A 13,799-nucleotide genomic window follows, 5' to 3' on the forward strand; every position below is an offset into this window, starting at 1 on the left:
GTTATTATTTCAAACTTGAACATCGTAGTTATGTATTTAACAAGCATACTAATGTTTATCCAAAGTATAAATTAGTAATTCAATAGAAAAATAATTCTCTCGAAAATGTCGAAAAATAAAATACAAATATTTGATACTACACTAAGAGATGGTGAGCAAGTCCCTGGATGTAAACTTAATACAGAACAAAAAGTTATCATCGCCAAACAGCTTGACAAATTAGGTGTAGATGTCATAGAAGCAGGCTTTCCGGTATCTAGTCCTGGTGATTTTAAATCGGTCGAAGCCATATCAAAAATAGTAAAAAACGCGACTGTCTGTGGATTAACACGATCTGTTGAAAATGACATCAAAGTCGCTGGTGAAGCATTAAAACATGCTAAAAAGCCAAGAATACATACCGGAATAGGGACTTCTGACTCTCATATCATTCATAAATTTAAAAGTAACAAAGAAGACATTATACAACGTGCTTTTACTGCTGTTAAATACGCTAAATCTTTTGTGGAAGATGTCGAGTTTTATGCTGAAGACGCAGGAAGAACAGATAACGAGTATTTAGCAAAAGTCTGTGAAGCGGCCATTAAAGCAGGAGCAACCGTACTTAATATACCAGACACAACAGGTTACTGCCTACCAAGTGAGTATGGTGCAAAAATTAAATATTTAAAGGAAAACGTAAAAGGTATTGAGAAAGCCATTTTATCTTGTCATTGCCACAACGATTTAGGTCTGGCAACAGCAAATTCTATTGAAGGTGTCATTAATGGAGCAAGACAAATAGAATGTACCATAAACGGAATTGGTGAACGTGCTGGTAACACCGCTTTAGAAGAAATTGTTATGATATTAAAACAGCATCCAAATCTAGATCTTGACACCAATATTAACACCCAAATGCTTTATGGACTAAGCCAATTAGTATCAGACAGTATGGGAATTTACACACAGCCAAATAAAGCAATTGTTGGGGCAAATGCTTTTGCACATAGTTCTGGAATCCATCAAGATGGTGTTATAAAAAACAGAGCTACCTATGAGATTATCGACCCAAAAGATGTTGGTGTTACAGAGTCTGCTATTGTATTAACAGCAAGAAGCGGAAGAGCTGCTTTAGCATACAGAGCAAAAAATGTAGGTTATGAGCTTACCAAGCTACAATTAGATGATGTTTATGCAAACTTTTTATCTTTTGCCGACAGAAAAAGAAGTAAACGATAATGATATTCATCAAATTATCGAAACAAGCAATGTTTACCAACAAATTAAATCAGCTTAAAATGGGACAAACGTTATTTGATAAAGTTTGGGATGCACACGTGGTTGATACAATTAAAAATGGACCACAAATACTATATATTGACAAACACTTGATACATGAAGTTACCAGCCCACAAGCTTTTAACGAACTAGAAAACAGAAACATTCCTGTTTTTAGACCACAACAAATTGTCGCTACAGCAGACCACAATACACCAACTCAAGATCAACATCTACCAGTAAAAGATGAACTATCAAGAAAACAACTAAAACAACTATCTGAAAACTGCAAAAAAAATAATATAACCCTATACGAATTAGGTCATAAATACAATGGAATTGTACATGTTATGGCTCCAGAATTAGGTATTACCCAACCTGGTATGACTATCGTTTGTGGTGACTCACACACGTCAACACATGGCGCCTTTGGATCAATCGCTTTTGGTATTGGTACCAGTCAAGTAGCACAAGTTTTTGCTAGTCAATGCTTATTATTAACCAAACCTAAAAGCTTAAGAGTAACAGTAAACGGTACACTTAAAAAAGGAGTACTTCCCAAGGATGTTATATTATATATTATTTCAAAATTAGGCACAAATGCTGGAACAGGATACTTCTGCGAATACGCAGGAGACGTTTTTGAAAATATGTCTATGGAAGGAAGAATGACCGTCTGTAACATGAGTATCGAAATGGGAGCACGAGGAGGAATGATTGCTCCTGATCAAACCACTTTTGACTATGTGAAAGGAAAAGAATTCTCACCTAAAGGAGAGGCGTTTGAAAAGAAAGTCAACTATTGGAAAACACTACCAACTGAAGCAAACGCAACTTTTGATAAAGAATACACATTTGAAGCTTCAGATATTGAACCAATGGTAACCTATGGGACAAATCCAGGAATGGGAATTAAAGTCACAGAAAACATCCCTACACTAAAAGACGCTTCGTTTGAAAAATCTTTAAAATATATGGATTTCAAACAAGGTGAATCCCTAATCAATAAACCTATTAATTTTGTGTTCATTGGAAGTTGTACAAATTCTAGAATTGAAGACTTTAGAGTTGCTGCTAGCTTTATAAAAGGGAAGAAAAAAGCCAATAACGTGACCGCTTGGCTAGTTCCAGGAAGCAAACAAGTAGAAACTCAAATAATAGAAGAGGGTTTAAAAACAATTTTTGACGATGCTGGTTTTGAACTAAGACAACCAGGTTGTAGCGCTTGCCTGGCAATGAATGACGACAAAATCCCACAAGGAGAGTATTGTGTTTCAACATCAAACAGAAATTTTGAAGGTCGCCAAGGACAAGGTTCAAGAACTATTTTAGCCAGCCCACTTGTTGCAGCAGCTACTGCTATAGAAGGTAAAATTGTAGACGTAACTAAACAATTAAATTAATTATGGAAAAGTTTAAAACATTACAATCGACCGCTATTCCATTAGCCATAGAAAACATTGATACAGACCAAATTATTCCTGCTAGGTTTTTAAAAGCCACAGACAGGAAAGGTTTTGGTGATAATGTATTTAGAGATTGGAGATTTAATAAAGATGAAACTATAAACAGTAGTTTTATTTTAAACAACACAAAATATAATGGTCAGATTTTAGTAGCAGGAGACAATTTTGGTTGTGGATCAAGCCGAGAACATGCTGCTTGGGCTTTAAGCGATTATGGCTTTAAAGTAATAGTATCTAGTTTTTTTGCTGACATCTTTAAAGGCAACGCATTAAATAACGGGCTATTACCTGTTCAAGTTTCAAAAGACTTTTTAAAAGTACTTCTTGACGTAGTCACTGAGAATCCAGAAACACAACTAACGGTTGATTTAGAACAACAATCTATATCTATTGAAGGAACTTCATTTAAAGAATCCTTTGAAATTGACGCTTATAAAAAAACATGCCTAATTAATGGCTACGATGATATTGACTACCTACTAAGTAAAAAAGAAACTATTGAAGCTTTTGAAGCTACAAAAAACTACTAACTATATACGATATGAAAATAAATATAGCTGTTTTACCAGGAGATGGCATTGGTCCAGAAGTTACAAACCAAGCCATTAAAGTCTTAAAAGCTATTGCTTTAGAATTTGACCACACCTTTTTATTTAAAGAAGCACCTGTTGGTGCTATTGCAATAGACCAACAAAACAACCCTTTACCAGACCAAACATTAGATTTATGTAAATCTAGTGACGCTATATTATTTGGAGCTATTGGAGATCCAAAATATGATAACGATCCTACCGCTAAAATAAGACCAGAACAAGGCTTATTAAAACTTAGAAAAGAATTAGGACTATACGCAAACGTAAGACCAGTAAAAGCTTACGATATGCTATTAGATAAATCTCCATTAAAAAGAGAAATTATTGAAGGTACAGATATTAGCATTTATCGAGAGCTAACAGGAGGCATCTATTTTGGAAAAAAACAGATTAGCGAAGATGGAAACACTGCGTCTGATTTATGCGAATATTCTAAATACGAAATAGAGCGCATCGCACATTTAGCTTTTAAGGCTGCTAGAAACAGAAAACAAAAAGTCACCTTAGTAGATAAAGCCAATGTGTTAGAAACATCACGTTTATGGCGTAAAGTTGTAACTGATTTATCCAAAAGTTATCCAGATGTCACTTTGGACTTTTTATTTGTAGACAATGCTGCAATGCAAATGATACTCAACCCTAATCAATTTGATGTTATTTTAACCGAAAACCTTTTTGGAGACGTCATTAGCGACGAAGCTAGTGTGATTGGTGGCTCTATTGGATTATTAGCATCTGCATCTATTGGAGACAAACACGCTATGTTTGAACCAATTCATGGCTCTTACCCACAAGCTACCGGTAAAGGCATAGCTAATCCTGTAGCATCAATACTAAGCGCTGCCATGTTGTTAGAACATTTTGACTTACACGACGAAGCAAATTTAATTAAGAAAGGTGTGGAAAAATCATTAAAGTTAGAAATTACTACACCAGACCTAAATTCATCTTATGATAACATTACAACAACTAAAGTTGGTGATTTTATAGCTGATTTTATTAGTAATCCAAATGATTCAAATATAAATTTCAACAATATCCACTTAGGACAATCTACTATTATATAATCACTTATAGTTTATAAAAAAAGCCTGATACAACAATATCAGGCTTTTTTTACTTTACACAGAAAAATAACACTTAAAAAAGCCCCAAAACTAGACGATTCGAGGCTTTTTTAACAAACTAACTAAAGATTAATATTCACGATAAACAGCAGATCTGGATGGGACCTTATATTGTTTATTTTAGAATATTAAGCGTCTTTGATGTTTTAATTATCTTAATGTTTTATTTCCTTTTTCTTTAGTTCTTATTTTACATGCTTCATCAATAGTTGATACAAAAATTCTACCATCACCAATTTGCTCTGTACAGGCAGCTTCCATTATAGCTTTTATTGTCACTTCTTTAAAATCATCATTAACTATGATTGACAAATAACTTTTCACAGAGATCATTTTAGCTTTTTCAGAAGACTTCAAATCTAAATAGTCAGCGTTTTCTTGACCAACTCCTGTAACATCCCAATGCGTAAAAAAAGTTACTCCAACTTCATGTAATGCAGCTTTAACTTCTTCAAACTTTGATTGCCTTATAATAGCTTCTACTTTTTTCATATTTATCTTTTAAACTTAAGATACATAGTCCTTAAAATTAATAAGGACTATATTATCACACTTAAAACAAACTATTATTTTATCCTCTGTCGCGTTTACCAGGATAAGCGATTTCACCATGCTCTGATAAATCTAAACCTACTAATTCTTCTTCTTCCGTAACACGAAGTCCCATTGTAGATTTTAATATTTTAAATATTATAAATGATAACACTATAGACCATACTGCATAAGCTAAAACACCAGTAGCCTGAGATCCTAATTGACCAGCTCCTCCACCGTTAAACAAACCAATTCCTTTATCTCCGTCAATTCCCCAAAGCCCAATTACTAATGTTCCCCAAGCTCCTGCTACACCATGCACAGATACTGCACCAATAGCATCATCTATTTTTAATTTTTTCTCTATAAATTCTATTGAAAAAACAACTATAATTCCGCCTATTAATCCAGCAAATATTGCTCCTATTGCAGACATATTTCCACATCCAGCAGTAATACTTACCAAACCTGCCAAAGCACCATTTAACGTTTGTGGTAAATTTGGCTTACCATACCAAATCCAAGTTGTTACTAACGCACCAAGACCACCTGCTGCTGCTGCTAAATTTGTAATTAAAACAACATTAGAAGCTCCTATCGCATCTGCTCCACCCCAAGCTAACTGAGAACCTCCATTAAATCCAAACCATCCTAACCACAATACAAAAACCCCTAAAGTTGCCAATATTTGATTATGACCTGGTATTGGCATAACTTTTCCGTCAACAAATTTCCCTATTCTTGGTCCTACCATAAAAGCAGCTACCAATGCAGCCCAACCACCAACAGAATGAACAATTGATGAACCTGCAAAGTCGATAAAACCAATATCAGCTAACCATCCTCCTACAACACCACCTTCCGTAGTACCTTTCCATTGCCATCCACCTGCTATCGGGTAAATTAATGCTGTCATCATTATTGAAAATATTGCATATGTAGAATACTTTGTTCTTCCTGCTATCGCACCAGACACTATCGTTGCTGCTGTTGCAGCAAACATCGTTTGAAAAAACAAATCTGCTCCTTCTCCCTGCATTAGTCCACTCCAGAAAAACCATCCATTAGAAGTGTCTCCATACATAAGCGAGTATCCCACAAGCCAATATGTTAAAGATCCTACACAAATATCAAGCAAATTTTTCATTGCAATATTTGCAGCATTTTTAGACCTAGTCATACCTGTTTCCACAAGGGTAAAACCTGCTTGCATAAAAAACACCAAAATACCTGATATAAGCATCCATAGCATTCCTAAATCTCCGTTAATTGCAGTTACTGCATCCTCTACATCTTTTGTTGTTGCTGCCACAACATCTTGAGTGGCCATTAAATTTGGTAAAAATGATAATAAATTATCCATAATAATAGTTTGTTGTTTTATAGTTAGTTATTGTTATACTAAAATTTGTAAATAGCTGCCACCACAAAAGAACCCAAGCTTTTTGTTGCCATTAAATCTGTATCTATAAAAATATCTTCAGATCCACTATCTAATCTAAATTCTGGTTTTACAATTAAATCTTCATCAATCACATAACTACCAGTAAGTGTTACAGAAAACACACTTGGATCATCATCAATGGACTCGCTTTGAGTTTGAAAATATTCACCTCTTAATCCAACAGTAAAATCATCACTTAAACTAAACTGCGGATACAAATCAACACCGTAAAAACCTTCCCCTTCATTATCGGCATAAGCCGCATTAACACCTATAAAAAATTCGTCTGAAGCATCAAAACCTCCAGTATAATCTACTTCAAAACCTAATCCAGCATCATCATATAATACATTTAAAAACTGCCCACTATAGCCTAACTGAGCTCCAACAGCATAACTTCCATCAGGATTAAACTCGGTAACATCGGTCTGATTAAACACACCAAGCATTAAACTAAAATCATCAGATAATGCAAAATCTGCCTTAATACCAGTATGAGAAAAAGGACCATTAGAAAATAAATAAGAAGTACTATAGTTAAAGTTACCTGCAGGAGCAATAACCTCATAACCCAAAAACGTATTAAACTTACCTAGCGTAAGCTTAGTATTTTCACTTATATTATAAAAAGCGAATAATTGATTTAAAACCGTTGCACTTGCAGCTTCACCTCTTGGTCCAAATACTAAATCAGCAACAGCACCAACTCTACCTTTCTCGTAGGATGCAATAATATTGCCCATACCTAAAGAAAAACCAGCTGTATCTGCAAAAGATGTTTCAGGAGCAATTTGATTTTCATCATTTGGAGCTGTTAAATTTGTTCTATAATAAGCATCCACGCTTCCCTCAAAAGAAAACTTTTTTTCAAGACCATCAGAATCGTCCTGAGCAAATAGCGTAATAGGCAAAAGCAAAATAGCCAAAGAAGATAATCGTTTCATAATTATTATTTTTTAGTTAACATACCCTCCAAAACTATATTAAAATAATATTAACCCCTAAATTAAAAGGGTTAATTGTTTAATTTTTATCATTTTATCAAATTAAACCCTGTTTTAAATAGGGTTGAGTAAAAATTATAATTGTTTTTTATTAAATCAACAGTAAACAACATTCACGTTTATTTAAAAAAAGACTTTTAAATAAATTATATTCAATATTTTAATACTAACTCAGTCGATTTAATGATAAATTAGTTAAAAAACGCAATTATTTATATTGTGCTATTCTCAAAAAAAGTAATTATATTTTATATACATTAATATATATGCTACAAAATCAGAATACACTAAAAGTGTTTTCTGTTTTTTAAAATTTGATTGATACCATGTATCTTAGGTAAATAATAAGGCATAAAACGCCTTTAAATTTTACTTATTATGCTTAAAAAACAAGGACTTTATTTACCAGAATTTGAACACGATAATTGTGGTGCAGGATTTATATGTAGCTTAACAGGAAAACGATCTAACGATATCATTCATAAAGCACTTGAAATACTAGTAAAATTAGAGCATCGTGGAGCAGTAAGCTCCGATGGAGTAACTGGCGATGGAGCAGGTATTTTAATTGATATTCCACACAAATTTTTTAAGATTTTTTGCGAGTTTGAACTACCAGAATCTGGAGAATACGCAGTAAGTAATGTTTTCTTACCAAGAAAAGAAAATCAACGTCAATTTTGCATAGACATTTTTGAGAAAGAAATCCAAAATCAAGACCTTAAATTAATAGGCTGGAGAGACGTACCCGTAAATAGTGAAGTTTTAGGAAAAGTAGCTAAAGAAACCGAACCTTTTGTTAAGCAAATATTTATAGGTAAATCCAATAATAAACAAACAGAAAGAGAGTTTAACATCAAATTGTATGCTGCTCGTAAAATTGCTGAACACACTATATACGACTCTAAACTATCAGAATCCAAATATTTTTACCTTCCTAGTTTATCTACAAAAATCATTATTTTTAAAGGCTTATTAATGCCTGAACATATTAATGAGTATTATCTGGATCTTTTCAATTCAGCTCTTGACACGCGTTTAGCATTAGTCCACCAACGTTTTTCAACCAACACATTCCCAACTTGGGATTTAGCCCAACCCTTTAGATACATTTGTCATAATGGAGAAATAAACACTGTTAGAGGTAATGTGTCTAGAATGTTTTCTCGTGAAGAAATCATGGAAAGCCCATTATTTGGAGATGATATCAAAAAGATAATACCAACAGTATTAAAAGGAAAATCAGATTCTGCAACATTAGACATGGTTGTTGAATTACTTTTAATGACTGGTCGCTCGTTACCAGAAGCCATGATGATGTTAGTACCAGAAGCTTGGGAGAAAAACCCAAACATGTCTGACGCTAAAAAAGCATTTTACGAATACAATTCTTGCTTAATGGAACCATGGGATGGACCAGCTTCCATACCTTTTACTGATGGTAATTTTATTGGTGCAGTTTTAGACCGAAACGGATTGCGTCCTTCACGTTACACAGTGACTAAATTAGGTAATGTTATCATGTCTTCTGAAACTGGAGTTGTAGACATTAAACCTGAAAATGTAGAGTATCATGGTCGATTAGAACCTGGAAAAATGTTTTTAGTAAACATGAACGAAGGTCGAATTGTAAACGATGAAGAAATAAAAGAAGAAATTGCTGCAAAACACCCTTACAGAAAATGGTTAAACGAAAACCTAGTTCATTTAAGAGATATTGAAGCTAAACAAGGACCTATTCAATACGACGAAATAGAGCTTAAAAAACGTGAAGTTATTTTTGGATACACACAAGAAGATTTCAACACAATTATTCGTCCTATGGCTCAATTAGCCAAAGAGCCAATTGGATCTATGGGAAGCGACACTCCTATTGCTATTTTATCAGAAAAACCACAATTAATATACAATTACTTTAAACAAATTTTTGCCCAAGTTACCAACCCACCTTTAGATGGTATTCGTGAAGAATTAATTACAGATATTAGCTTAACCTTAGGAAGCGATGTTAATATTTTCAACATCAATGCAGACCATTGTAAAAAGCTAAAAATTCAGAATCCAGTAATTTCAAAACACGATTTAGATAAAATTAGAGATTATGATACCAATCCAGATTTTAAAGTAGAATCTATTTCGATGCTATATGAAGTAAATAGAGGCTTAAACGAATTAGAAGTTGCGCTTGAAAACTTAGTAAACAAAGCCTCAAAAGCAATAGATAATGGAGCAAATATCATTATTCTTTCAGATAGATTTGTAGACGAAAACCATGCGCCAATTCCTGCACTATTAGCTTGTTCTTATGTAAATCACGCACTTCATAAATTAAAAAAACGTTCAAAAATCAGCTTAATTATTGAATCTGCAGAACCTCGTGAAGTACATCATTTTGCTTTACTTTTTGGTTATGGAGCAAGTGCTGTTAATCCTTATATTGTAAATGAAATTGTTCAAAAACAAATAGAAACTCAAGATGTTACAGATTTAGAATATTTAACAGCTATTAAAAACTACAACAAAGCTGTTGGAAAAGGTATCCTAAAGGTTATGAACAAAATAGGAATCTCCACATTAAACTCTTATAGAGGTTCTCAATTATTTGAATGTATTGGAATTAAATCTTCTACAGTCGAAAAATATTTTCCAAATACAACCACACGTATTCAAGGAATTGGCTTAAGAGAAATTGAACAAGAAATTGTAAAAAGACACAAAAAAGCATTCCATAAAAACATAGAACCTAATATTGAAATTGGTGGAGATTATAGATGGAGACGTGGACAAGAAAAACACATGTTCAACCCATTAACAGTTGCTAAACTTCAAGAATCGGTAAGAACCAATAAAGCGTCTACTTTTAAAGAGTATTCAAAATTAGTAAACAACCAATCTAAAAGTTTAATGACTATTAGAGGTTTGTTTGAATTTGATCAATTTGACCCAATTCCTTTAGAAGAAGTAGAACCTTGGACAGAAATTGTAAAGCGTTTTAAAACTGGAGCCATGTCTTATGGTTCTATTAGTAAAGAAGCACATGAAAATTTAGCAGTAGCTATGAATAGAATTGGAGGAAAATCTAATTCTGGTGAAGGAGGTGAAGATCAAGAACGCTTTTACAAAACATCACAAGGAGACTGGAAAAACTCTGCAATTAAGCAGGTTGCTTCTGGTCGTTTTGGTGTGACTTCAAATTACCTAACTAGCGCTAACGAAATTCAAATAAAAATAGCACAAGGCGCAAAACCTGGTGAAGGCGGACAATTACCTGGACCTAAAGTAAATCGTGAGATTGCAAAAACAAGAAACTCCACTCCTTATGTAGGTTTAATTTCACCACCACCACATCACGACATTTATTCCATTGAAGATTTATCGCAATTAATCTACGATGTAAAATGTGCAAATCGCGAAGCTAGAATTAACGTAAAACTAGTATCTGAGGTTGGAGTAGGAACTGTAGCTGCTGGTGTAGCTAAAGCTAAAGCAGACGTTATTTTAGTGTCTGGTTTTGATGGTGGCACAGGAGCTTCTCCTTTAACATCATTACGTCACGCAGGACTCCCTTGGGAACTTGGTATTGCTGAAGCACAGCAAACCTTAGTAATGAACGACCTTAGAAATCGTGTGGTTTTAGAATGTGACGGACAACTTAAAACGGGTCGTGATGTAGCTATTGCTTGTTTATTAGGAGCCGAAGAATTTGGTTTTGCTACTGCGCCTTTAGTAGCTTCTGGCTGTATCATGATGCGTGTTTGCCACTTAAACACTTGTCCTGTTGGAATTGCAACTCAAAATCCAGAACTACGTAAAAAATTTAAAGGAAAACCAGAACACGTAGTAAACTACATGTATTTTGTAGCACAAGAATTACGTGAAATCATGGCGAAATTAGGATTCAGAACCATAAATGAAATGGTTGGTCAATCTCAAAAACTAAATAGAAATAAAGCCATAGATCATTATAAATCTTCAGGAATTGACTTAACACCAATTCTTCACAAAGTAAAAGTAGACGGAGATGTAAAACTATTCAATACCTATTGTCAAGACCACAATTTAAATGTGCATTTAGACTTCAAAATTGTTAAACAAGCACACCAAGCATTGTTTAGAAGACAAAAAACACACTTTGAATTACCTATTACCAATATAGACCGTGCAGTTGGAGCCATTGTTAGTAATGAAATTTCAAAAATTTATGGTGCAGATGGTTTACCAGAAGACACTATTGATATTGATTTTCATGGTTCTGCAGGACAAAGTTTTGGAGCATTTGCTACCAAAGGATTGAAATTTACAGTACATGGAAACACTAATGACTACTTAGGAAAAGGTTTATCTGGAGGAAAATTAATTATTAAAGTTCCTGAAAAATGCACGATCACTCCAGAAGACAATATCATTACAGGAAACGTAACACTTTACGGAGCAACCTCTGGTGAAGTATATATTAACGGAAAAGCTGGAGAACGTTTTTGTGTTAGAAACTCTGGTGCAAAAGCAGTTGTAGAAGGTATTGGAGATCATGGTTGTGAATACATGACAGGTGGTGTTGCTGTAATTCTTGGCACTGTAGGCAGAAATTTTGGAGCAGGAATGAGTGGTGGTGTTGCTTATGTTTTAGATGCAGACGGAACGTTTAAGCAAAACTGTAATTCAGACGATTTAAATATCGATCCTATTGAAAATGTTGAAGACCAACTACAACTAGAGCAGCTTATTGAAAATCATTTTCTTGCAACAGGAAGTCCTTTAGCAAGACGTATTTTAGATGATTGGAAAAACTACCTTCCAAAATTCAAAAAAGTATTACCAGAAGAATACAGACAAGCATTATTAAGATTAGAACAAGAAGAATTAGAATTAGCGTAAATTATGGGAAAGACAACAGGATTTTTAGAGTTTAAGCGCCAAAACGAAAGTTATATTGAGCCAGAAAAACGAATTGAAAACTATAACGAATTTACGATTCCTCTAAAAGAAGACAAGTTAAAAGATCAAGGTGCTCGTTGTATGGATTGCGGAATTCCGTTTTGCCATAGCGGTTGTCCACTAGGTAATTTAATTCCAGATTTTAATGACAAAGTCTATAAAGGCAAATGGAAAGAAGCTGCCGAAATATTACACAAAACCAACAATTTTCCAGAGTTTACAGGACGTTTATGTCCTGCTCCTTGCGAAGAAGCCTGTGTTTTAGGTATTAACGAAGATCCAGTAACTATTGAGAATATTGAAAAAAATATAGTAGAAACAGCTTTCAATGAAGGTTGGATTACTGCACAACCACCAAAAGTAAGAACCGAAAAAACAGTTGCAGTTATAGGTTCTGGACCTGCTGGTTTAGCTGCTGCTCAACAATTAAATCGTGCAGGACATATCGTTACCGTTTTTGAACGCGATGCGAAAGTTGGTGGTTTACTACGTTACGGAATTCCAGATTTTAAGATGGAGAAAAACGTAATAGATAGACGTGTTGCTGTTTTAGAAGAAGAAGGAATAGTCTTTAAAACCAATGCACATGTTGGTGTTAATTTAGACGCCAATCAACTTAAAGACGATTTTGATGCAGTTGTATTGTGTGGTGGAGCAACGGTAAGAAGGAACATTCCTATTCCTGGAGCAGACTTAAAAGGGGTAACACAAGCAATGGATTTCTTAAAGTTAAACAATCAATATGTTGATGGCTTAGTAGCATTTAAAGATATTATTTCTGCAGAAGGAAAAGACGTCATTGTAATTGGTGGTGGAGATACAGGAAGTGATTGTATAGGAACCTCTAATCGTCACGGAGCAACTTCGGTTACTAATTTCGAAATATTAAGTAAACCTACCGAAGGTCGTCCTGCGCATCAACCTTGGCCATATTGGCCCATGAAACTAAAAACAACCTCATCACATCAAGAAGGTGTAGAACGTTTTTTTAGTATTTCTACTAAAGAATTTTTAGGAGACAAAGACGGAAATTTAACAGGATTAAAAACCGTTGAAGTAGAATGGATTTTCACTCCAGGTGAAAGACCGCAACTTAAAGAAGTGGAAGGCACTGAAAAAGAATGGAAATGTAATTTAGCATTATTAGCACTTGGTTTTACAGGCGCTGAAAAAACATTAGCAGAACAATTTGAGCTAAACATGGATTTTAGAACCAATATTGAAGCCTCTACCAAAGATTACAAAACGAACATACCTGGTGTTTTTGCTGCTGGAGATATGCGACGCGGACAATCTTTAATAGTGTGGGCAATTTCTGAAGGAAGACAAGCAGCCTATCACATTGACACGTATTTAATGGGAGAATCTTGTTTACCATTAAAAGACAATAGTGATTTACCAAGAGTTTAATTAACACCTGTGTAAACAGGAATCTT

The 13,799-nt window shown here is 34.2% G+C and carries 8 protein-coding genes and 1 pseudogene; 6 read left to right on the forward strand and 3 right to left on the reverse strand.

Annotated features, from left to right (window positions below; translation table 11 throughout):
• The first annotated feature begins 105 nt into the window (after positions 1 to 105).
• The 4 genes and pseudogenes from AC0L4B_RS03535 (at position 106) to leuB (ending at position 4,386) form a co-directional block, all read left to right on the forward strand.
• Positions 106 to 1,279: pseudogene (locus AC0L4B_RS03535) on the forward strand (2-isopropylmalate synthase).
• Position 1,280: 1 nt separating this feature from the next.
• Positions 1,281 to 2,663 (forward strand): 3-isopropylmalate dehydratase large subunit, encoded by a 1,383-nt coding sequence (gene leuC / locus AC0L4B_RS03540; protein WP_473439386.1) that lies wholly within the window; start codon positions 1,281 to 1,283, stop codon positions 2,661 to 2,663.
• A gap of 2 nt (positions 2,664 to 2,665) precedes the next feature.
• Positions 2,666 to 3,256, forward strand: coding sequence for a 3-isopropylmalate dehydratase small subunit (gene leuD, locus AC0L4B_RS03545; RefSeq protein ID WP_473438574.1), 591 nt, complete (start codon positions 2,666 to 2,668; stop codon positions 3,254 to 3,256).
• 11 nt (positions 3,257 to 3,267) lie between these two features.
• Entirely contained in the window at positions 3,268 to 4,386 is a 1,119-nt protein-coding gene (gene leuB / locus AC0L4B_RS03550) for a 3-isopropylmalate dehydrogenase (RefSeq protein WP_473438575.1), read from the forward strand.
• Positions 4,387 to 4,596: 210 nt separating this feature from the next.
• On the opposite strand, the gene AC0L4B_RS03555 is transcribed toward leuB, so the two are convergent.
• From AC0L4B_RS03555 to AC0L4B_RS03565, 3 genes are all read right to left on the reverse strand, one after another.
• The gene (locus AC0L4B_RS03555) at positions 4,597 to 4,938 is read right to left on the reverse strand and encodes a P-II family nitrogen regulator (RefSeq protein ID WP_473438576.1); all 342 of its coding nucleotides are present in this window, start codon (positions 4,936 to 4,938) and stop codon (positions 4,597 to 4,599) included.
• 79 nt (positions 4,939 to 5,017) lie between these two features.
• Positions 5,018 to 6,343: an ammonium transporter gene (locus AC0L4B_RS03560; protein ID WP_473438577.1), complete on the reverse strand. Its 1,326-nt coding sequence runs from the start codon at positions 6,341 to 6,343 to the stop codon at positions 5,018 to 5,020.
• A gap of 38 nt (positions 6,344 to 6,381) precedes the next feature.
• Positions 6,382 to 7,368 carry an outer membrane beta-barrel protein gene (locus AC0L4B_RS03565; protein WP_473438578.1) on the reverse strand — a complete coding sequence of 329 codons (987 nt, stop codon included), beginning with the start codon at positions 7,366 to 7,368 and terminating at the stop codon, positions 6,382 to 6,384.
• Between the two features lie 438 nt (positions 7,369 to 7,806).
• Here AC0L4B_RS03565 and gltB point away from each other — a divergent pair, with 438 nt between their 5' ends.
• Positions 7,807 to 12,303: a glutamate synthase large subunit gene (gene gltB / locus AC0L4B_RS03570; RefSeq protein ID WP_473438579.1), complete on the forward strand. Its 4,497-nt coding sequence runs from the start codon at positions 7,807 to 7,809 to the stop codon at positions 12,301 to 12,303.
• A gap of 3 nt (positions 12,304 to 12,306) precedes the next feature.
• Positions 12,307 to 13,773, forward strand: coding sequence for a glutamate synthase subunit beta (locus tag AC0L4B_RS03575; protein WP_473438580.1), 1,467 nt, complete (start codon positions 12,307 to 12,309; stop codon positions 13,771 to 13,773).
• Positions 13,774 to 13,799: the final 26 nt, after the last annotated feature.

This window comes from Olleya sp. NP1-10 (assembly GCF_055804415.1).